The organism is Candidatus Tumulicola sp., from assembly GCA_036490475.1.
GTDB lineage: Bacteria > Vulcanimicrobiota > Vulcanimicrobiia > Vulcanimicrobiales > Vulcanimicrobiaceae > Tumulicola.
Genome location: DASXDT010000005.1, coordinates 505063 through 527488, shown reverse-complemented (window position 1 = coordinate 527488; position 22426 = coordinate 505063). Strand labels below are relative to the sequence as shown.

General features: G+C 60.7%; 19 protein-coding genes. 16 read left to right on the top strand and 3 right to left on the bottom strand.

Annotated elements, in window-relative coordinates; genetic code table 11:
- Positions 1–132: 132 nt before the first annotated feature.
- On the bottom strand, positions 133–2016 hold the full coding sequence (locus tag VGF98_06065) for a multicopper oxidase domain-containing protein (protein HEY1681178.1): 1884 nt from the start codon (positions 2014–2016) through the stop codon (positions 133–135).
- Positions 2017–2096: 80 nt separating this feature from the next.
- On the opposite strand from VGF98_06065, the gene VGF98_06060 reads away from it, so the two are divergent.
- The 8 genes from VGF98_06060 to VGF98_06025 all read left to right on the top strand — a co-directional run bounded on the left by VGF98_06060 (position 2097) and on the right by VGF98_06025 (position 12053).
- Entirely contained in the window at positions 2097–2750 is a 654-nt protein-coding gene (locus VGF98_06060; protein HEY1681177.1) for an HAD family hydrolase, read from the top strand.
- Positions 2747–3997, top strand: a complete 1251-nt coding sequence (locus VGF98_06055; protein ID HEY1681176.1) for a 6-phosphofructokinase — start codon at positions 2747–2749, stop codon at positions 3995–3997. The genes VGF98_06060 and VGF98_06055 overlap by 4 nt, the downstream gene beginning before the upstream one ends.
- A gap of 12 nt (positions 3998–4009) precedes the next feature.
- The gene (locus VGF98_06050; protein HEY1681175.1) at positions 4010–4363 is read left to right on the top strand and encodes a VOC family protein; all 354 of its coding nucleotides are present in this window, start codon (positions 4010–4012) and stop codon (positions 4361–4363) included.
- Positions 4364–4655: 292 nt separating this feature from the next.
- A complete protein-coding gene (locus tag VGF98_06045) occupies positions 4656–5720 on the top strand; it encodes a hypothetical protein (GenBank protein HEY1681174.1) in 1065 nt (354 codons plus the stop codon).
- 158 nt (positions 5721–5878) lie between these two features.
- On the top strand, positions 5879–7003 hold the full coding sequence (locus tag VGF98_06040) for a hypothetical protein (protein ID HEY1681173.1): 1125 nt from the start codon (positions 5879–5881) through the stop codon (positions 7001–7003).
- Between the two features lie 42 nt (positions 7004–7045).
- The gene (locus VGF98_06035) at positions 7046–11152 is read left to right on the top strand and encodes a DEAD/DEAH box helicase (protein HEY1681172.1); all 4107 of its coding nucleotides are present in this window, start codon (positions 7046–7048) and stop codon (positions 11150–11152) included.
- A 23-nt stretch (positions 11153–11175) separates the two neighbouring features.
- Positions 11176–11832 (top strand): HAD family hydrolase, encoded by a 657-nt coding sequence (locus VGF98_06030; GenBank protein ID HEY1681171.1) that lies wholly within the window; start codon positions 11176–11178, stop codon positions 11830–11832.
- 32 nt (positions 11833–11864) lie between these two features.
- Complete coding sequence (locus VGF98_06025; GenBank protein HEY1681170.1) at positions 11865–12053, top strand: hypothetical protein; 189 nt, start codon at positions 11865–11867, stop codon at positions 12051–12053.
- Here the strand turns inward: VGF98_06025 and VGF98_06020 are convergent.
- Positions 12050–12808, bottom strand: a complete 759-nt coding sequence (locus VGF98_06020; GenBank protein ID HEY1681169.1) for a hypothetical protein — start codon at positions 12806–12808, stop codon at positions 12050–12052. The two genes, VGF98_06025 and VGF98_06020, sit on opposite strands and share 4 nt — an antisense overlap.
- 135 nt (positions 12809–12943) lie before the next feature.
- On the opposite strand from VGF98_06020, the gene VGF98_06015 reads away from it, so the two are divergent.
- Both VGF98_06015 and VGF98_06010 read left to right on the top strand, forming a co-directional pair.
- Positions 12944–13354, top strand: coding sequence for a hypothetical protein (locus VGF98_06015; protein HEY1681168.1), 411 nt, complete (start codon positions 12944–12946; stop codon positions 13352–13354).
- Between the two features lie 23 nt (positions 13355–13377).
- Entirely contained in the window at positions 13378–15102 is a 1725-nt protein-coding gene (locus VGF98_06010; protein ID HEY1681167.1) for a S53 family peptidase, read from the top strand.
- Positions 15103–15167: 65 nt separating this feature from the next.
- Here the strand turns inward: VGF98_06010 and VGF98_06005 are convergent, their stop codons facing one another.
- On the bottom strand, positions 15168–15968 hold the full coding sequence (locus VGF98_06005) for a serine hydrolase (GenBank protein HEY1681166.1): 801 nt from the start codon (positions 15966–15968) through the stop codon (positions 15168–15170).
- Between the two features lie 123 nt (positions 15969–16091).
- Here VGF98_06005 and VGF98_06000 point away from each other — a divergent pair, with 123 nt between their 5' ends.
- The 6 genes from VGF98_06000 (at position 16092) to VGF98_05975 (ending at position 22416) form a co-directional block, all read left to right on the top strand.
- A complete protein-coding gene (locus VGF98_06000; GenBank protein HEY1681165.1) occupies positions 16092–16361 on the top strand; it encodes an STAS domain-containing protein in 270 nt (89 codons plus the stop codon).
- Positions 16358–17032 carry a hypothetical protein gene (locus VGF98_05995; GenBank protein ID HEY1681164.1) on the top strand — a complete coding sequence of 225 codons (675 nt, stop codon included), beginning with the start codon at positions 16358–16360 and terminating at the stop codon, positions 17030–17032. Before VGF98_06000 ends, VGF98_05995 begins: the two co-directional genes overlap by 4 nt.
- Positions 17029–17649 (top strand): TetR/AcrR family transcriptional regulator, encoded by a 621-nt coding sequence (locus VGF98_05990; protein HEY1681163.1) that lies wholly within the window; start codon positions 17029–17031, stop codon positions 17647–17649. Before VGF98_05995 ends, VGF98_05990 begins: the two co-directional genes overlap by 4 nt.
- On the top strand, positions 17649–18962 hold the full coding sequence (locus VGF98_05985) for an HlyD family secretion protein (protein ID HEY1681162.1): 1314 nt from the start codon (positions 17649–17651) through the stop codon (positions 18960–18962). Before VGF98_05990 ends, VGF98_05985 begins: the two co-directional genes overlap by 1 nt.
- 15 nt (positions 18963–18977) lie before the next feature.
- Positions 18978–20507: a DHA2 family efflux MFS transporter permease subunit gene (locus VGF98_05980; protein HEY1681161.1), complete on the top strand. Its 1530-nt coding sequence runs from the start codon at positions 18978–18980 to the stop codon at positions 20505–20507.
- 154 nt (positions 20508–20661) lie between these two features.
- Positions 20662–22416, top strand: a complete 1755-nt coding sequence (locus VGF98_05975; protein ID HEY1681160.1) for a TolC family protein — start codon at positions 20662–20664, stop codon at positions 22414–22416.
- Positions 22417–22426 lie beyond the last annotated feature (10 nt).

Genomic DNA, 22426 nt, shown 5'->3' with positions numbered 1-22426 from the left:
CGCCCGAACGGCGCCGCCTTCAACGGTTGTAGCGTCCAGAATAAACCTCCGCAGTTACAATTTCATTGCGACCGCTAAAGTAACCTGGGAAAACACTGTGAAGGCCGTATGGAGTTATACGGACTCGCGAGTTTAGCCGTTATTGAAATCGAGGAATAGCTCGGTTGCCATGGCGACGACGAACCCGGCCGACACCGCGATCGTCACCAGCGGCGTCAGACCGGTCTTGCGCAGCACCGACCATAATTCGCCGATAACGAATACGAGCGCTCCGACGGCGATCGCTAAGAAGAGAACGCTCAATAGCGGCGAGTAAAATGCATATCCGACAGCTGTTCCTAAGAACGTGGGACCGCCGGCAATCAGACCGGCCAGTGCGATTTGCGACCACGACGGCACGAAACGGCCGACCATGGGTGCGGCAACGCCGAAGCCTTCGGTGGCGTTGTGCAGTGCGAACCCGACGATCAACGCAACCGCGATTGCGGTGGCGCCGGATGCTGCGGATGCGCCGATGGCAAGGCCTTCACCAAAGTTGTGAGCGCCGACACCGATGGCGATGATGGCCGACAACACCATCGGATTGTCGGCGTGCGCGGAAGCGCGCCGCGCGAAGGTAGTCGCAACGCTTCCCAAGCCGACCAAGCCAATCAGGAGGCCGGCAATGAAGACCGATATGGCGGCGAGCGGAAAATGCGTGGTTCCGGCCTTCCACGACGAAATGCCGCTGCTGATCGGAGCGATGGCGTTGGTCGCGATCTCGACGACTAAATAGAGAAGAATGCCGATCGCCAGCGCGTTCAGTACCGCCACCGTTTGCGGCGACACCTTGCGCGCACGAGCGATCGGTAAGCCGAGGAAAATCGTGAAGCCGGCGATCGCGCCGAGTAACAGCGTCAACGAAAAACTCAACGCGCGCGGAGCGCTCGCTTTCGTGACCGGTTTCATCGCGCGATACATCGACGTCAGCGTATTCGGCGTTCCGATGTAGTGGATGGCGGTAATCAATCCGGCCGGCATGCCGTCGGCGCCTTCGATGTGGTCGGCAACGTGACAATGGATCAGCCACGTTCCGGGATCGGCATTGGCGTCGACCACGACGTCGATGCGCTGGCCCGGTCCGAGCAGAACCGTATCTTCCATATCGTCGTCGTGAACCGGCTGCGCGTCGCGCGCGACGAGGTGTTGATAATGCCCGTGCGTATGCATGGTATGGAACTCTTCGCCCGAGATATTGATCCAGCGAATGCGAAAGCGTTCGCCTTTATGCACGTCGAGGGTTTGCGTCGCCGGAAATTGTTTGCCGTTGAGCGTGAAGACGTTTTCGGCCGAACTCTGAATTTGCCAGGACGAGATCATCTCGAGAAAATCGTGTCCGAGATTGCGTTCGGCCGGCAGCGGATGCGCGGGGCGTACGATAATCGCCCCGTACAATCCGGAGTTCAGCATCGCTTCGTCGTCGTGCGTATGATAGATGAACGTGCCGGGTGTATCGGCGACGAATCGGTATTCGTATCGTTGTCCGGGACGTACCAACGGTTGCGAGATACCTCCGACGCCGTCCATCGAAACCGGAATGTCGTGAATGCCGTGTAGATGGATGGTATCCGGCGTCGCGTCATCGTTGAGGTAATCGATCACGACGGTATCGCCTTGGTCGACCACCAGCGCCGGACCGGGAACGACGCCGTTATACGTATTCGCCATAACGGTAAGACCGGGCGAAATCTCCCACGGCGCGGCGCGTTCGACGATGTGAAACACTTTGGTTCGCCCGTATCCATCCGGTCGCGCTTGATAGGCGCCATCGGATCGCCGGAACGTAGCAGATTCTCCGGGTGCCGGCGTCGCTCTCGGAACCGGCCCTTGAATGGGCTGCATGCCGAGCGCCGACGTAGTCGCTCCGGGTTGCTCGTCGGCATCTGCCAGCGCGCGCTGCGGTAGAAAAACGCCCGCGGCGAGGACCGCGAGCGCCAGTATCGTGATGCGCGTGATTAGGCGAAACCAACACAACATATTAGGCTCTCCTAAACTTGGCGCGCTGCGGTCGAAGCCCCTGCGCGGGAGCACTTGCCGCGACCCCGAAGCGTCGCTCCGTGTTCGTGCGAGAACGTTGGGCGTCGTTCGATTGTTTCGGTACGCTGATCGACTGGGAACGCGGATTTCGTGCGACTCTCACGGCGAGCGGCGCGTCGAAGCCCGATGCGGTCGTGAAGGCATTTCACCGGCACGAGGCGGCCCTCGAAGCCGAGACCTACCGTCCGTATCGCGAGGTGACACGTATGGCGCTCGAGCGAGCGATCGCCGAAACCGACGACACGATCCATTCGGCGACCGCGCTGACCGATTCGTGGGCGTCACTGCCGGTCTTCGACGATGCGGTCGAAGCGCTGCAGCAACTGCGAGCTGACGGTTGGTCGTTAGCGATCCTAACGAATTGCGACGACGACCTGTTTGCATTGACCGCAGGCGAACTTGGGGTTCCGATCGACCGGGTCGTGACCGCTCAAAACGTGCGAAGCTACAAGCCCGCGCCGGGGCACTTTTTCCGATTTCGCGAAACGATCGGCGATAGTCCGTGGATGCATGTAGCGTGCAGTTGGTTTCACGATATCGTTCCGGCGCATCGCGCAGGCATACCGCGCGTCTGGATCGATCGGAATCGCTCGCATGAGGATCCCGCGCTCGCGACTGCGGTGTTGCCGGATTTACACGAGCTGGCGAGCGTCGTGCGGACGATCGTGCGATGAACCTTGGAATCTTGGTCGGCGGCGGTCCCGCACCCGGCATCAACGGTGTTATTGCAGCCGCAGCCCGCGAGGCGATAAAATGCGGACTGCGAGTCGTCGGGATCTACGATGGATATCGCGATCTCGCCGCCGGTACGCCCGTGCTGACCCGTGAGATCGACGACGACGACATCGCGCGCATCCGCTACAGCGGCGGATCGTTACTGCGTACGTCACGCACCAATCCGGCGAAAGACGCCGCATCGCTGGAACGCTGTATCGCCGGTATACGAGCGCTCGATCTGCGATATCTCGTGTGCATCGGCGGCGACGACACGACATACGGCGCAACCAAGATTGCTGAGGCTGCCGGCTCGACGCTCGGAATTGCGACGGTGCCGAAAACGATCGACAACGATTTACCGCTACCCGACAACGCGCCGACGTTCGGTTTCGAAACGGCACGCTCGGTCGGCACCGAGATCGTCGAGAGCCTCATCGAGGACGCGATGACCACCAGCCGCTGGTATCTCGTCGTGAGCATGGGGCGCAAATCCGGGGCGTTGGCATTGGGCATGTGCAAGGCCGCCGGAGCCACCCTAGCCGTCATTCCGGAGGAGTTTCCACCCAACGCGGATGTCGGGCTTGCAATCGACACGATCGTCGGCTCGATCGTCAAGCAACGCGCGCTGGGACGGCTCGACGGCGTGGCGATCGTCGCCGAGGGCGTCGCCGAACGGTTGTCGCTGGAAAGCCTCTCCTCGCTCGACGGCGTCGAGCGGGACGCATTCGGGCACGTGCGTTTGGCCGACATTCCGATCGGTCCCGTTTTGCGGGACGGCGTCCGAAAACGCTTGACCGAGCTCGGCGTCGACACAACGGTCACGGCAAAAGACGTCGGCTACGAATTGCGCTGTGCCAAACCGGTTCCATTCGATCTCGACTACACGCGAACGCTCGGATATGGCGCGGTGCGCTATTTACTCGACGGCGGCAGCGGCGCGCTCATCGCTCTGCGCGGTGGACGTGTCGAACCCATGCGGCTGGAAGAGCTGATCGATCCGCAGACCGGCCGCATCCGGACGCGCCTCGTCGATGTAACGACCGAAGCCTATCGTGTTGCGCGCGACAACATGGTGCGGCTCGAAGCCGAAGACCTCGATTCGCCGCAGGTCGAGCGCATTGCGGCGCAAACGACGTTGGATCCGCAAACCTTTCGCCTGCAGTTCGAGGCTGCGGTTCGGGTTTCGCCCACTACTCCGGTTTGAAAGGTGGCAAGAATGGAATCTACAGCGATCGCTTTTGTGATGTATCCGGTCGGCGATATGGAACGCGCCGTCCACTTTTATGCCGACGTCGTCGGATTGCAGAAGTCCGGGCTAGAGTCGCCGTTTTGGGTCGAGTTCGACGTAGCGGGCGCGACGTTCGGCATTGGCAATTTCGAGCAAGCCGGAACGCCGGGAACGGCCGGTTCGCTGGCGTTGGAAGTTGCCGACATGACTTCCGCTCGCGCCGCGCTGGCCAAGCACGATGTCGAAACGTCGGAGCCGTTTGAAACGCCGGTTTGCTTCATTTCAGGCTTTGCGGACCCGGACGGCAACCGGGTCTGGCTACACCAGTCAAAGCCGCGCTGACACGCCGACGGTTTGTAACGAAAACGTTCGAACGCGCAGCGACAGGAGCGGCTGCGGAAGCGACCCGTGCGAGCCGGCCGTACGGGCCTGTAGGACGAGAGAACGCCCGCTTATTCACCGTCCGCCACGATACCGGCTCTTTACACGTCCTTACAAAACATTTACGCAACGGTGCGCAGGGATTCGATGACCGTGGTAGCATTTGTGGCCCACGCGAGGCGACAGTCTCTCGACCTCGATCCCAAAAACCATGAAGTCCAACCTTTCATGAACGAAAAGGGGAGTTTCACTAATGAGGATTTCCAACACGGTCAAGTACGCCTTAGGCGTCACTGCGGCCGCAGCGATTCTGGCGGGCTGCAGCGGCGGATCCCAGGTCGCACCAAGCGCCGGCGGCGGCTCGGCGACGTCAATGGCGCGCCAGGCTCAAGCCCATGGCGTGTATAGCCTGATTCCTGCATCGATGCAGATCAAGACCCCCGGGTCCGTTCTCGGCAAGATCGCTCCTCTCGGGAAGGGCGGCGCAAAAGCCGGTCTGTACGCGAGCGAGTTCTACGGTAGCGAGGTCTTCGGCTACAAGGCCAGCGGAAAAGGTTCGCCGACCTGTACGATCGACGGCGTTAGCTACATTAACGGCATCGCCGCGGACGGCAAGGGCAACGTGATCGATCCCGACGGCGGCAGCCGCTCGGTTATCGTCTTCGCCCCGAACTGCGGCAGCGTGATCGGAACAATCGCGGATAACGATGGGCAACCGGCCGACGCCTCAAGCGCAAACGCCGCAACCGGCACGATCGCAGTCGGCAACATCTTTGGGCCGAGCGGATCCGGCGACCCGGGCAGCATCACGCTCTGCACGATCAAGAAAGGTTGCACGACCAACCTGACCAACGCGAACATGTACGAAGTCGCGGGCGTTGCCATGGATAACAAGGGCAACTGCTGGGCCTCGGCGATCAATTCAGGCGGCACAGCGACGTTGACGTACTTCGCCAAGTGCAAAGGTGCCGGCGCCGCCACCACTGGATTCTTGAACGGCTCGTTCGGTGGTCTGGACATCGATTCCAAGGGTAACCTGGTTTCGCTCGACCTCAATGCGACGGCAATGTACGTGTACAGCGGTTGCAATCCGAAGTGCACGAAGGTCGCCGGCCCGCTCGCGCTGCACGGCGCAGCGGTCTTCGGTCATCTGAACAAAACCGGTAAGGCGTTTGCTGCGGCCAACATCTCCACCGGCGCAGTCGACCTCTACAAGTACAGCGGAACGGCGCTGACCTACACGTCGAGCGTCACCAGCGGTCTTTCGGTGAGCTTACAGCCCGAAGGCGCCGCCTACGCTCCGCGTTCCAAGCAATAAGCACGACCGCGCTCACGTTCTGCCGCGGGTAGAATCGTAGGGAAGGTCAGCAGTGGGAGGACGGTCCGCCGTCCTCCCACTTTTTCGTTTCCTAGGAGGTTGTGGCCGGCTACTCAAATGGTTCGGCGACCTCTGTTTTCCGAGCGAAGGTTCGTCGCATGAGCCGATACAGTATCCTGGCCGTCGTTGTATTATTTGTCACCGGCTGCGGCGCACCGCAGCAGAACGCGGCCGTAGCGAGCGGCAACGGCGAATCGCTCGCGATCCGTGGTCGAAGCGCCCTGCTTATACCGTCCCGCAAGTCGACCGTTCACCCGGACCGGGGAAGCGCTTGGATGCGCCCCAACGTCGTGCGTCAAAGGCTCATGTATATTTCGGATATTGGAACGAACGACGTGCAGGTGTACACGTTTCCGCAGGGCGTGCAAGCCGGTACGTTGACCGGGTTCAACCAACCGCAGGGGGAGTGCCTTGACGGTGCGGGCGACGTCTTCATCACCAACACGCAGGCGTCGAATGTCATCGAATACCCGCACGGCGGGACGACGCCGGTAGCGACGCTCAACGATGCGGGCGAATATCCAGTTGCATGCGCGATTAATCCGCGGACCGGCGACCTCGCCGTTTCGAACGCGTTCGATACCAGCTTTTACGGCGGCAGCGTTTCGATCTATAAAAAGGCCGCTGGAAAACCAACGACCTATCCGAACCCGCTCTTCTGGCAGTCGTTTTTTTTGAGTTACGACGACAAGGGCAATATTTTCGTCGATGGGTTAGGCAACGGCAGCTATTTCACGTTCGAGCTAGCCGAGCTTCACAAAGGCAGCTGGACGTACACGCCGGTTACGATCAACACGACAATCAACTGGCCCGGCAGCGTCATTTGGACCGAGGCTAATATCGCCGTCGGCGATCAAGAATACGCGCCGACTGAGGGCGCCGTCTATCAGATTCAGAACAGCGGATCGGGCGGAACGGTCATCGGCACGACGGATTTGCTGGGTACTTGCGACATTGCGCAGTTCTTCATCGAGAAGAGAACGACGCTGATCGGCGCGGACTCGTGCAAAGCCAACGCCGCGTTTTTCACGTATCCGGCCGGCGGAGCGCACAAAAGGGTCGTGGGCAGCGGCTTGAATGAGCCCGTCGGTGCCGTCGTGAGCTTGGTGCCGACGCCGACGCCGTCGCCGACGCCGATGCCGACACCGACACCGACGCCAACGCCAACACCCACGCCGACACCCACCCCTACGCCCGCGCCGACACCGTCACCGAAAACGTAGCGCAACACCCTCGGCCGGCGACGGGTTGAAGCGAGTACGCCTATGACGGAGTCGTTTCATCCGCTGGTCGACGGCTGGTTTCGCGATCGTTTCCAACGACCGACCGAACCGCAGATCCAAGCATGGCCCGCGATCGCCACCGGTGGCGATTTGCTGCTCGCCGCGCCCACCGGCTCGGGTAAAACGTTAGCAGCGTTTCTGACCAGTCTCGACGGTTTAATTCGCAAGGCAGAAGCCAGAACGCTACCCGACCGTACCCTGATCGTGTACGTGTCGCCGCTCAAAGCGCTAACGAACGACGTCCGCAAAAATCTCGAACTGCCACTGAGCGAACTGACGGCCGCAGCACAGGCCGCCGGGATCGCGCTCCAGCCGATCCGTACAGCCGTACGAACCGGCGACACGACCGCCGCGCAGCGCCGGCAGATGTTGACCAAGCCGCCGCACGTGCTGGTAACGACGCCGGAGTCGCTCTTTATTCTGCTTACGGCCGAGCGTTCGCGCGCTCTGCTCACCGGCGTCACCGCGGTCATCGTCGACGAAATTCATGCCGTCGCGAACAGCAAACGTGGCGCGCATTTGATGCTGACGCTCGCGCGTCTCGACGAGTTGGTTGCGCAAACCGGCGGCCCGCGACCACAGCGCATCGGACTCTCCGCGACCGTTTCACCGATCGAGACGATCGGAGCGTTTCTCGGAGATCGAACGAAGATCGTCAACGTCGGTAACCGCCGCGACATGGAACTGTCGATCGCCGTCCCTAGCGACGAACTGGGTGCGGTCGCCAGCGGCGAGATGTGGGCCGAAATTTACGATCGCGTGGCCGAAACGGTTCGCACGTACCGAACCACCCTCGTCTTCGTTCCAACTCGTCGCATGAGCGAGCGCGTCGCGTTCGCGCTCACCGAACGATTGGGTGAAGGCATCGTGCTCCCGCATCACGGGAGCCTCTCGCGCGAGGCGCGCTTCGAGGCCGAGAACCGTCTGAAAGAAGGCTCGATTCGCGCCGTCGTCGCCACCGCATCGCTGGAGCTCGGCATCGATATCGGCACGGTCGACGTCGTCGTGCAACTGGGCACGCCGCGCTCGATCGCCACGGCGCTGCAACGCATCGGACGTTCGGGCCACTGGGTTGGAGCGACGCCCCGCGGCATCTTGTATGCGACCACTCGCGACGAGTTATTGGAATGCATGGCGTTGGTGCGCGCGCTTCGTTCGGGCGAAATGGATGCGCTCGAAATTCCGCCGCCGGCCATGGACATCTTGGCGCAACAAATTGTGGCCGCGTGCGCGTCCCACGAATGGAGCGCAACGGATTTGTACGACCGCTTTCGATCGACGTATTCGTACCACGACTTGACGCGGGGCGATTTCGACGCGGTGGTTTCGCTCGTCGCCGACGGCATTACGACCGCCCGCGGTCGCAGCGGAACGTTCTTGCACCACGACCGCGTCAACGGTATGCTTCGAGCCCGTCGCGGCGCCCGGTTGTTCGCGATCACCTGCGGCGGCGCGATTCCCGATAATGCGAACTACACGGTGATCGCCGAGCCCGAAGGGCAAATCGTTGGATCGCTCGACGAAGATTTCGCAATAGAAAGCATGGCCGGTGATATCTTCTTACTCGGAACGAATTCTTGGAAGATTCGGCGCGTCGAGAATGGCGTGGTGCGAGTAGAGGACGCGCACGGGTCGCCGCCCACGATTCCGTTTTGGAACGGCGAAGGACTGGGTCGAACGATCGAACTTTCGCGCGAAGTCGGCGCGTTGCGCGACGATATCGACGCGCGGAACGATGCCGAAGCCATCGAGCTCCTGATGACGCAATGCGCGGCGGACCGGCCGGGCGCAGAACAAATCGTAGCCTATATTCGCGCGGGTAAAGCCGGTCTCGGCGCGATCCCGACCTGTCGCCGTGTGGTCGCGGAGCGGTTTTTCGACGAGGCCGGCGGAATGCAGTTGATTCTGCACGCTCCATTCGGCGCGCGCGTGAATCGCGCATGGGGCCTGGCGTTACGGAAGCGCTTCTGCGTCGGGTTTAATTTTGAATTACAAGCGGCGGCGACCGATAACGGCATCGTGATTTCGCTGGCCGAGCAGCATGCCTTTCCGCTCGATGCGGTGTTCGAGTTCCTCAAATCGTCCAGCGTCGAAACGGTATTGACGCAGGCGTTGCTGCCCGCGCCGATGTTCGAAGCGCGGTGGCGCTGGAACGCCGTGCGCGCATTGACGATCGCGCGCATGAGGGGCGGCCGGAAGGTCCCGCCGCAACTGCTGCGTATGCGGGCGGCCGATCTGCTGGCCTCGGTCTTTCCCGACCAGGCCGCGTGTCCTGAAAATTTAACCGGACCGATCCGCATTCCCGATCACGTGTTGGTGCGCGAAACCATCGGCAACTGTTTACACGAAGCGATGGATATCGACGGGCTCGTCGAGATCTTGCGCGATATCGAAGCCGGAACCATCGAAACGGTCGCGATCGATACGGCCGAACCATCGGCCTTCTGCCACGAGATTCTCAACGCGAACCCGTTCGCATATCTCGACGACGCACCCCTCGAGGAGCGTCGTACGCGCGCCGTGACGTTGCGACGGTTTTCGCGCGACGACGGCGACGGTGCCGGCATTCTGGATCGCGCAGCGATCGCTACCGTGGCCGAAGAGTCCTGGCCGGTTGTGCGCGACGCCGAAGAACTGCACGATGCTTTGTCGACATTGATCGTGCTACCGCCCGTCGCGCAGTGGCAAGCGTGGTACGATGAACTGCAGTTACAACATCGTGCGGCCCTCGTGACGATCGGCGGGAAACCGTTCTGGACGTGCGCCGAACGGTTGACGCTCGTACGCCTCGCGTTCGGCGTTACCGAGACGGCTCCGCCGATGGCGGCCGTCGACGGCATGCCGCTTCCCGACGACGAAGCAGCCGCGTTCACCGAAGTGGTGCGCGGTTGGTTGGAGTGCAGCGGTCCGGTGACCGTTGCGGAAATGGGCGAACGGCTAGCGTCGCCGGTCGACGCCGTTTCGTCAGCGATGCTGCGGCTCGAATCGCAAGGACAAGTGCTTCGAGGCAGCTTCCGCGGCACCGGCGATCAAGAATGGTGTAACCGGCGCGTACTCGCGCGCATCCATCGTTTGACCATCGGTCGCCTACGGCGCGAGATCGAACCGGCGACGGCGTCCGAATTCGCGCGCTTTCTGTATCGCTGGCAGCATGCGGCCGCCGGGACGCGTCTGCACGGTATCGACGGCACGTTGGCGGTTATCAAACAGCTCGAAGGATACGAAATACCTGCGGCTGCGTGGGAGTCGCAGATTTTGCCGCGTCGCATCGCCGGCTACAAGCCGGAGTTCTTAGATCGTCTTTGTTATTCGGGCGACGTGATGTGGGGCCGCATTTCGCCGCACCCCGCATTGCAAGCCGATGAGGACGAAGATCGACGCCGCCGCGTGCGGCCGACGAAGCTCGCGCCGGTATCATTGTTCGTCCGTAGTTCGGCCGGGTCGCTGATCGTGCGCGGCGAGTATTCGCTGGATGGTTTATCCGAGTGCTCGCGGCAAGTGCTCGTCGCCATCGAACGTCGCGGCGCGCCGTTCTTTGCCGAAATCGTGAGCGAGTGCCGGCGTCTGCCCGCCGAGGTTGAGGAAGCGTTGTGGCAATTGGTGGCTGCGGGTTTGGTAACGGCCGACGGCTTCGATGCGCTGCGTTCGCTGATTGATGCCAAGCGTCGTTTGGGTGAAAAAGGTTTGCGCGCGCGGCCGCGTTCGTCGAGCGGCCGTTGGACACGGTTACAGGCTTCGTCCGAAACGATCGACCCGGAAGCGTTCGCACGCAGACTGCTCGACCGCTGGGGCATCGTGTTTCGCGACGTTACCGCGCGCGAATCGATCTCGCCGCGTTGGCGCGACGTGCTGCTCTCGCTGCGCCGGATGGAAGCGCGCGGCGAAATTCGCGGAGGACGTTTTGTCGCAACGGTCGTCGGCGAGCAGTTCGCGCTGCCCGAAGCGATCGAGGCGTTGCGTGCGGCGCGGCGCAGCGGCGTCGTGGACGATGTCGATCCGGTATCCGCGTACGATCCGTTGCAGTTCGCCGCGACGCTGCTTCCGCAATCGGCTGCATCGAACGTCGTCGAACAACGACGCGGAGCGTAGACACGAACGGCTCGGTCGAAGTCGTGCTGTTAGACGTCGACGGCACGCTGGTCGAAAGCAATGGAGCGCACGCGACGGCGTGGCGCATAGCGCTTTCCGAGTTTGGTTACGACGTTCCGTTAGAACGGCTGCGCTCGTGGATTGGAATGGGCGGTGACAAGATTTTACGACGCGTCGACGATGCGCTTCGCGATGACTCCGGAACGGGCAAGGCAATTGGCGAGCGGCGGACGCATATCTTCCTCGCCGGCGTCGATCGCTTACGTCCGACCGCGGGAGCGTTGGAGTTGCTCGAGCGATTCGGTTCGCTCGGTATCCGGCGCGTCGTCGCGACGTCGGCGAAACGAAGCGAACTGCAGTCGATTCTGTGCGCGACCGGTCTAGAGGACGAGATCGACGCTGCCACCACATCCGACGATGCGGATCGCTCGAAGCCCGACGCCGACATAGTAATTGCCGCACTGCATATAGCAAAAACGACTGCCGGTCGCGCGGTCTTTTTGGGCGATACACCGTACGATGTGGAAGCCGCACAGAAAGGCGGAGTCGTTGCCGTCGCTGTCGAGTGCGGTGGCTGGGCGGCTTCGGAGTTAAGCGGCGCGCGTGCCGTGTACGCCGATCCGCGTGCGCTGTTACGCGAATTCGATCGCTCGCCGTTCGCACGCACAATAGTTGGGTAAGGCTTCAACGTTGTTTTCTTTAGGAGGTAGGCATGGCTGAAGTCTTCGGTACTGCTGGTGAATCGGTTCGGGTGGCTGGGGAATATGGCTGTACGCTGTGTGGTCATCGGCGTACGCTCAGCACGAACGAACAATTTCCGGCCGACCATCACGAGGGACATCCGTGGACGTTGATGGTGTCGGACTCGCTACCCGACGCGCGCACCGAGGGTACGTCTTAAGGTTGTAGCCCTGGATCGAACATCCACGCTGGTTCCGTAGCCGGAAGCGTAACGTTTTCGAGCGTTGCCTGGGGCCGCGCTATGGGTGCATCACGACCGATAGGCAGTTCGGCTGCAATACGAGCGACCGCCCAATACGGTTGCCGTCCAACCGGAGCGAACTCGTAATGAACGGTACCTTGCGGCGCGTCTTCGTTCGCTTTGCGCGCGTACGTTAGCGCGTCGACTTCGAAGGACCGCACGTCGACCCACACATCCCGCAGCGGCAGCCGTTGCGGATCTCCGAGCGGACGCAGCGTCAAATGGTATGCGGGCCCTCCCTCGAGCATTTCGACGCCCTGAAGCGTCGCATCGTACGCGCGCCCGGTCGAGACGACCGTTGCGATCGAGGGCGGAGCAAACGGATCGGGTGCCAAATTCGGCGGTGCCGCGGCGGCGGCAAACGCTGTTCCAGCGGTGCCTACGATACTGCGAAAAAAACCGATCGGTGTTCCGGCCGGCCCGAGTATGTAGCCACCGCGCATTAAGATCGCTCCGCTCGGGACGGCGCGCGCGAAGGTCTTCCCATCGGACATGCGCACCACGAATTGTGCGTGCGATCCAGTCGGACATCGATCCGCTAAAAACGTGTCCGCGCACGGCAATTCGAAGGACACGAATGCCGGAACGGCGCGGCTCTCCCATGCGCGCTCAGCGCGCTGGAAGATTGCTTGCGCCGGCGGCGCCCCGGGCGGAATCGAATTGTTTAGGCTCATAATTTATTTAGCATGTTTCGGGCGTGCGGGCGCCGCTGCGAGGGGAGGTGTGATGACCTACATCAATGAAACTGCCCAGCGTCCGCTCTAGGCCGCCTAGCTTCGATGGCGGCAGCAAAAAAGGGAGAAGCATCGATGAATGACTTCCGGCCCGCCGGAAGGCTACTACTTGCGTTGGCCCTGTCCTTTTGTTTTGCCGGTTGCGCCGGCGCTGGGCCAAACAAATGGACGCTCTGGTACATTCCCAATGAACCTACCGGCGCCGCGACTACTCGGTGCACGACCTACGTGTTCGCAAGTGCACCAACCCCAAATCGCTACGTCGTCGCCGTTTTCAAAGGATGGGCCGGTACGAACAAACCGTACGGTGCCACCGCGCAAGTCCACACCGGTGAAAGCTTCACCGGAACCCTTCCACTCGGGGTCGCTACGATTCACGACGATAGCACCGGTTACGACATGGTGGTCACGAGCGTCTATGTGGTCGACACGTATGTGCCGGCTAAGGCTCGTGCCGACATGGACTGCCCTCCCTATCGCCGCTAACCCGGCGCACTGTCGCACTTGACATGAGGAGCACGCGAATGCGTTTGCACGATCTCTCAGCCCGGGCCCTCAGCGCCGTCGTAATAGGCGGAATGCTGTCGGCATGCTCTGGCGCGAATTCAGGATTCTCGCCATCCGGCGGTACGAGCCCGAACGGGTTGCGTTCGCCCAGCAACACCGAATCGTTTGTCGACACGGGTCGAGCGACGTCGGAGACCACGGTTCATCTGGCGGTCGTTCTCAAATATAACAACGACGCCAAGCTGGATAAGCTGGTCGAGGATCAAGGCGATCCCGCCTCCGGAATGTACCATCACTTCTTGACACAACAACAGTTCGTCAAGCAATTCGGACCGACGCCCGATCAATACGCGGCGACGGTTAAGCAACTGCAAGACGCGGGCTTTACGGTCACGCATCAGTTCGCTAACCGTACCGTGATCGACGCCAGTGCACCCGCGCCGACCGCAGAGAAATATTTCTCGACCGAAATTCATGACGTGCGTCTGTCGGACGGCGCCGCGCGCTATATCAACACGAAGGCTGAAACGATTCCCGCGCAACTCGCACGGACCGTGTATCAGGTCGTCGGCCTCGATAGCGCGCATACGATGCACCCGCAATACAGATTCCCGACGAACCGCCTCCAGAGTGCGCTACCCAAAGCACAAGTGTCGCCGAACAAGAAGACGCCGCCGCTCTTCGGACCGGACCGTGGCTACGGCCCTGGCGTCTATCGGATTTCGTATAACTTTCCCGCTAAGATGACGGGTAAGGGTCAGGCGACCGGCGTGGTGGGCGATGCCGACTTCCTCGACAGCGACTTGACCGGCTTTCTGGCGTACTTCGATGAGAAGCAGAAGGTGCCGACGACTCGCGTCGCGGTCGACGGCGGCGCACCGCCGGGACTGACGCAAGACTCGGTCGAGACAGAACTGGACGTTGAGACGATCGTGGGTATCGACCCGGACACGGCGTTGTATGTGTACACCGTTCCCGGCGAACCGGATCTGCGCTACTTCACCGATATGTACAATCAGGCAGTCCAAGACAACAAGGTCGGAACGCTCAACACCAGCTATAGTGAATGCGAAACCGCGTTCGTTCTGAGCTTTCCGAAGGCCGCGGACAAGATCTTCGAGCAGGGCGCTGCCGAGGGCATCACGTTCCACGCGTCGTCGGGTGATTACGGCGTTTACACGTACGGCTGCAGTTACGAAGTGTCGGTCGGCACGCCGACGGACACCCCGCATAACGTTTCGATCGGTGGCACCACCGAAGACGTCGACCACACCACCGGTCAAGAGACCAGCGAGGTCGGTTGGAGCGGAACCGGCGGCGGTGTTTCGGTCATCTTCAAAGTTCCGAGCTACCAGAAGGGCGTAACGAACGTCATCAAGGGCGGCCGCAACCTGCCCGACGTTGCGTTCGACGCCGACCCGAACACTGGAACGTCCCTGTACTACAACGGACGCTTCCAAGGTCCGATCGGTGGAACGTCGCTGGCATCGCCGATTTTCGGCGCCGGTATCACGGCAGTGAACCAAATGAACAAGTCGCGTGCCGGTTATCTGAACCCCACGATGTACAAGGCATGGGGTAAACTCGGTTACGGAACGGGCAAGAAGGTCTACTTCCGCGACATCACGCAGGGAACGATTGGTGTGTACTCGGCGATGCCGGGCTACGACCAGATGAGCGGTATCGGTGTGATGCTGTTTGGAACGTTCGGTCCTCAGCTTAAGTAAGTCGATCGACGACCTCTATGGAGAGGCGGCGCGTTTGCGCCGCCTCTCCTTTTTATACCTGCGCCTTACAACTGCGGGCGCAACGCGCGCATGAACCGGCCGAACGCGGCGTTGTTGCCCTCGTTCGACGGCATCTCGGCGTAGGCAACGAGGACGTAACGCTTGCCATCAGGTGTAGAAAGAATGCCGCCGTCGTGCGTCACTTCGTCGGTATCGCCCGTCTTATGTGCGAACCCGTCACCCGCGGACAGTCCGAGGCTGAGCTTGTCGTTCCAAACTTGGGCCCAAAGATAGCCGCGTAACACGGCGGCGCCGGCGAACCCATCGGCATCGATTTTTGCAAACAGGAGCGCCGCGTCGCCGGCTGGGTGCGCGTTGCGTTCCGAACCGTCCCATTCGGGATCGTGGATCAGCGGTTCGCTTCCCGAGACTTTTCGCGAGAAGCGGGTGTGCTCGAGCCCCAACCCGCGAGCCAGAGCGGTCGCGCGTTCGCGTCCGACCAGATCAAAGAGCTGGTTGGTGGCAACGTTATCGGAGCGGTCGATGGCTAGGCGCATCAGCTCGTCGACGGTCGCTTCGTAGCCAGGCACGAGGGGTGAATCGCTATCGTTGGCGGTCATGTTCGTCTCGACGATCATGACCCGATCGTTTAAGGAGAAGCGCCCCGCAGCGATCTCGAGGAGGCAAGCAGCGACCAGCGGCGTCTTGATCATGCTGGCCGGATAGGTAGAACGGTTCGGGTTGAGGTTGTGCCACGCTTCTGGCACATCGAGCCGGCCAACGACGATCGAGGACCGTTCGAGCCCCGCGTCGCTTGCCAAGTCTGCCAGCCAGTTCGAGCCGGTCGAACGCTTGCCGGAAGTCATGGTTCTAGCCTTCGCCTCAAGTGCGTGCAAGTACTTGCATTAGGCTTCGGTATGGAGTACACTCTGCGTGCAAGTACGTACTTGCACGATGAACGGAGCAACTGGAGCACCTTGGAGGAAACCGTGATCCCCTACCGTTTGGGGCAATATCCGGAGACCGAACGCGCGATTGCAGCGGCGGCGGCCGACGGCGTTCGGCACGTGGTACTCGATTTAGACGGCATAACCGAACTCGATATTGCGGGCGTGCGCTCGTTGATCGAGCTGCTGCGGCGGGCACGAGCCAAGGGCGTCGATCTGACCCTGGCCATCGATCGACCCGAGGTGCGAGCGACGCTTGAGGGCATGGCATTGGATAGAATCTTTCCGATCGTTACGCGGGAGGCGGCATGAAGTTTCGCAGGCGGATGGTAGCGATGGCGGCGTTGTTTGCCGCGAGTTGCGTGGCGACGGCCGCGCACGCACAGTCGGTGACCGTTGCGTCGAGCGTCACACCCGACGCTCGTACGGTCCTGCAGCATATGATCGACCGCAATCCGTCCTTGCAATCGTATAAAGCGCGGGTGCACGTCGACGTGCGTATGCTCAGTTTTCCGTTTTTCGCTCCAAAGCTCGATGGAACGTCGTACTACAAGCGTCCCGACACCTACGAGGTCGTCTTCGATCGCGTGCCGAGTTACGCCAAAGGCTTCCAGAAGTTGTTCGACGATGTCGGCGATGCCGCAGCCTGGGAGCGCGACCAAAAAATTTCGCTGGATGGAGTTACGGTTGTTAGCGGACGCAATACCTACGTGTTGCGGTTAACGAAGCGGATTCACAGCGACATCCTCGACCATACGCTGGCGTATGTCGATTCGGCTAGCTTCGCGTTGATACGGATGGAGTGGTATTACACCAGCGGGGGTAAGATCACGATGACGCAGCAATATGCGCGTCAAGCCGGTTATTGGGTTCCCTCGCAGCAACACGCGGATATTCAGATTCCGCACGTCCATGCCGTTGCCGACGCGTCGTACGATGCGTATCAAACGAACGTCGCGGTAGCGCCGGAAGCGAGCCCGTGATCGAGACTCGGCGCGCTGCGGGCGAAGCCAAATCGCCGGAAGATACCCGCGAACGCATGCTGCTGGCAGCTCGCGAAGTTATCGGTCGCAAGGGAAAACGCGGCGCAACGACGCGCGAGATCGCCGAAGTTGCCGGTGTGAACGAAGCCACGCTGTTCCGCCATTTTCGCACGAAGGAAGCGCTGATCGTTGCGGTCGCTCAACATTTTTGCGGCCTAGACGTGTTGCGCGGCATGGTCGCGCAGCTACATGGAGCCATCGAAGAGGATTTGCGGACGCTTGGTTGCGCCATGCTGGCACGCATGGAGTCGCAGATGGATATGATACGCTGGTCGCTGGTCGAGATGGATTACGAGGAAGCCTCGATCTTCGCAGAAACCGCGTGGCGCCCGCAACTGGCGATCCTTGCGGTCGTCGAGGAGTTTATGCAGCGGCGAATCGATAGCGGCGCGGTTGCCGGCGATCCCAAGAAACTGGCGCACGTTTTTATGGGGTTAGTGTTCATGCATGGGCTGGCCCGCAAGAAGTTTCCCAAGTCCGAACTATACAGCGGCAGCGACGAAGCCGCGGTGGGATTTTACGTCAACGTCTTTCTCAATGGAGTACGAAGCAGATAATGGATACGCGCGAAGCCGATCAAAGAACCGTCGCCCCAAAGGCGCCGAACGGCACCGCCGAACCGAAACAGCCGGTCGCGGCCGGCCCGGCTACGCCGGCCGGAAGAGCCCCGGCTACAACGGATGATACCGACACGCAAAAACTCGGCGGACCGCCGAAGCGAGTGATCTTCGGAGTCCTCGGCGTAGTGGTGTTGGTTGCTGCGTTGTGGTTCGGTATCCCGTGGCTGTCGTATATGCTGGCCCATCAGGGAACCGACGACGCGCGCGTCGATGCCGATGCTGTGGCCGTCACCAGCCGCATCAACGAGAAGATCAATCAGATTCTAGTCGACACCAATCAAGAGGTTAAGCACGGACAGTTGCTGATCGTGCTCGACAACAAAGATGAAATCGCGCGCCTCAAACAGGCGCAGGCGCAGTACGATTTGGCGATCGCCAATCAACGCACGACGACGCTGCAAGGGCGCGGCGGCGTCGCGCAAGCGCAGGGCGAACTCGTTACCAATCAGGCACAAGTGCCCGTGGCCCAAGCCGGCGTTTCGCAGGCATCGGCGCAGTTGCAAGTGAGCGATGCGCAATTGCCTGCCGCGCAAGCAGCGTTCGATAAGGCGCAAGCGGATTTCGCACGCACGCAATCGCTGGTGGCGTCCGGCGACGAGCCGAGCCAGAACATGGATACGGCTCGCGCGGCGTACGCCCAAGCGTCGGCGCAGTTCCGCGGTGCACGCGATCAAATCTCGGTCGCGCAAGCGAACCTTTCGGCGGCGCAAGAACGTGTCAACGCATCGAATGCGACGATCGGGGCGGCGCAAGGCGGCGTGACGACCGCGCAAGGCAAACTGGCGCAAGCCGCCGACCCGAGCCAAGTGGAGTCGGCCAAAGCGCAGCTCGATCTCGCCAAACAGAATCTAACGTATACGCGTGTGTACGCGGCGATCGACGGCTACGTCGGTGAGAAGAACGCCGAAGTCGGTCAGACGGTCGCGGCCGGATCGACGTTGATGACGCTGATTCCGCACCGCATCTACATCACTGCCAACTTCAAAGAAACGCAGATGGGCAGCATGCGAGTTGGACAGCCGGTCGATATCAAGGTCGACGCGTACGGCGGTCAAACATTTCATGGTCACGTCATTTCGATCAACCCGGCATCGCAAAATACCTACGCGCTGGTTCCGGCGCAAAACGCCACCGGCAACTTCGTCAAGGTCACCCAACGCATTCCCGTTCGTATCTCGATCGACGATCAAAGTACGGACCATCCGCTTCGACCGGGCATGAGCGTCGAGACCTTCGTTAAGACAAAGTAGCGGAGTTTTCAGACAATGATGCAAAGCGTGGTCGTCGAGCACGGCCTGCGCAGGGCCATCGTGAGCGTTGCGGTGATCGCCGCAACCTTGCTGGAGATCATCGACACTACGATCGTCAACGTCGCGTTGCCGAATATTCAGGGAAATTTCGGCATCGCGATCGATCTAAGCGCGTGGATCGTCACCGGCTACATCATCGCCAACGTCGTGGTGATTCCGATCACGCCGTGGCTGGCGCTACGCTTCGGACGCCGGCAATATTTCTTCTGGTCGATCATCCTGTTCACGTTCGCTTCGCTGATGTGCGGCTTCTCGCACAGCTTCGGCCAGTTGGTGTTCTGGCGCATCATCCAAGGTTTGGGCGGCGGCGGTTTGATCGCCACTTCGCAGGCGATTCTGCGCGACACGTATACGTTGCGCGAGCAGGGAACGGCGCAGGGCATCTTCGCAATGGGTGTCATCGTAGGGCCTGCACTCGGTCCGGTGATGGGTGGCTGGATCACCGACAACTTTAGCTGGCATTGGATCTTTTTCATCAACTTGCCGGTCGGAATCGTGGCCGCAACGCTGATCTGGAATTACTTGCGAAATCCGGTCGAACCCTCATACAAAAAGCTCGACTGGGTCGGCTTGCTGTTGCTGGCGATCGGCCTCGGATCGATGCAATACGTGCTCGAGCAAGGCCAGCAATACGACTGGTTCGACGATGGAAATATTCGCTTAGGCACGGTAACGTCGATCGTCGGCTTGGCCGCGTTCGTGTGGTGGACGCTGCGCTCGAAGATTCCGGTCGTCGATCTGCAAGTTCTGCGCTTACGACAAGTGGCCGCGGGCAGCATTTTGGGAGCGGTTCTCGGCGTCAGTTTGTATGGTTCGATTCTCGTCTTGCCTCAGTATCTACAGAACTCGTTAGGGTTCACCGCGACGCTGTCGGGCCTGACGATTTTGGTGCGAGCCGGAGCCGTGATGCTGTTCACGCCGCTGACGGCGGCGCTGGCCGGCCGCGGTATCGTCGACGTGCGCATTTCTACCGCGATCGGGTTCGTGCTACTGGCGGTATCCAACTGGATGTTGGCCGGCGTAACAACGCCCGAATCGCAGTTCCCGACGTTTATCGCATCCTTGATCATCAGTGGCATCGGTTTGTCGCAAATCTTCGTGCCGTTGTCGATCGCGGTCTTGGGCGGCGTACCGGATAAAGAAGTGCCCGCGACGTCGGCATTTTTCAATCTATCGCGGCAGATCGGTGGTAGCGTCGCAACGGCGATTTTAGTCACTATTCTGGTGCGCGGTTTCACCGTGCATCAAAGCGAATTGGCAGGAACGCAGACGCTGCAGCACGCACCGACCGCGCAGTACCTGCAGCGCCACGGCCAGCAGGTTTCGAAGCCGGCGCTGGTAGCGCTGGGCGGAATTGTATCGTCACAGGCTGCCGTGCAGTCGTACGCCGATACGTCGCGTTGGGTCGCGATTCTCACGATATCACTCGCACCACTCGTATTGTTGCTCAACAAGCCGCGCTTAGGCGGCCCGGTAGGAGAATAAAGGTATGACCGTTCGGACTCGGAGGCTTTGGGCACTCGTTGCGTTGGTGGCGTTAACCGCCGCCGGCGTTCCGTTCACGCAGGCATCGGCACAAATCGTGCCGGTGAATCCCGTGACCGAGACGCTACCGACGCACGCGCCGATGCCGACCGCCGTGCCTTCTCCGGTGTTACCGAACGCGCCGACGATCGCGCCGGGCTATCTCGCTCCCGAGGTGCATCAAGATACGGCGAATATCATCGGGGTCACGCAGCAGCCGTTCGTCGGCATCACGCTGCAAGATGCAATCGGTATGGCGTTAGCTAAGAATCCGAATCTTGCGATCTCCGCATCGAACGCGCGGATCTCGGCGTACCAGGTTGTCGAAGCGCGCGGCGCATTCGATGTAAAGCTTCAAGTGCAGCCGACGTCGAGCTACAGCGTTTCGCCACCGCTCAATCTCTTCGATGCGGGTCCCGGCGATGTAGGAAGGTACGTTAATCAGGAAGCGCCCCCGCAATATTTATATACTTCGGGCCCGGGAGACGTCATCCAACATCAAAGTTCCTTTAGTTATGGTCTGGGTGGTCAATCAGTTAACGGAACGCAATACACTGCCGGCATTCAACAGACAAGAACCTACAACAACACACTGTTCAATGAATTTAATCCCTTTTATCTCGCTTCACTGAACCTCTCCGTGACGCAGCCGCTTTTGCGTAACGCGGGAATGAATGCTGGCAAGCGGCAGTTGCAACTGGCGCTTATTAACGGCGATAGTAGTTCGCAGGCGGCCCTAGTAAGCGCGTCTGATACGATCGCTCAGGTTTCTAACGCTTACTGGAATCTGGTGTCGGCATGGCGCAACGTCGCGATTCAGGAAGAAGCGCTAAGGGACGCAGTAACACAGCAGCATAGCATAGTACGGTTAGCAAAACGAGGGGCCACCGCACCCATCGACGCAACAGAGGCCGCAACGCAGGTAGCGACCTTTCAGGACAGTGTCTATTCCGCGCTGCAAACCGTTGCTGAACTGCAGAATCAACTGAAAAGCCTGGTCGTAACTGATGCCGGCGATAAAATCTGGGAAGCTAACCTGCTCCCCACATCCCAAGTGGAGCAGCTTCCTGCGGCGCCCACTTTACAAACCGTCGTGCAGACCGCTGTGCGAAATCGTCCTGAAATCCAACAGTCCCTCGATCGGTACAAGCAAGCCGACATCGACTTCAAGTTTGCGAAAAACCAGGCTCTTCCACAGGCCGATGCTGCGGTTACCTTCGAGAGTAACGGCTTTGCCGGCATACTGCAGCCTGCGCCGGGGTTTATAGCGGGAAATTGTACGACCGTAGTAGGGGGAGCCATTGCGGCCTGCCCGACTCCGCCGCCGGATACGCAGGGCAAGATGGCGCAAGCGTACCACAATATGTGGAGCGTCGAGTTCCCAACGTTTAATATCGGCGTGACTATCAGCTTTCCGCTCAACAACGATTACGCGAAGGGGCTGAAAGGAACCGCAGTCGAGGAGCAGCGTCAGGCAGCGATCTATGCAGCGGGTGTCAGCGCCCGGATTGGCTACGACGCGCGTAACGCTCTTCAGACCTATCAGTCGGCCCTCTCGCGCCTACACGCGGCACGCGTCGCACGCGAAGCATCCGAACTGGTTTATGCTAGCGAGCGGCGCAAGTATAAAAGCGGTGCCTCAACGACCTTCTTAGTCTTGCAACGTCAGGTGGAGCTGCTGCAAAATCGCGGGCGCGAACTGCAGGCGCAGACCGATTTAAACAAGGCGGTCGTCGAGATCCAGCGCGTCGAGGGAACCATCCTTACCGATAACGGCGTGAAAGTACAGAAACTCGGCCAGGATGCTCTGCCGGGTAACCCGGGTCCATTGCCACCAATCGTTCCGGGGCTTCCGACCCCGAAACCGTAGCGCTCGTCCG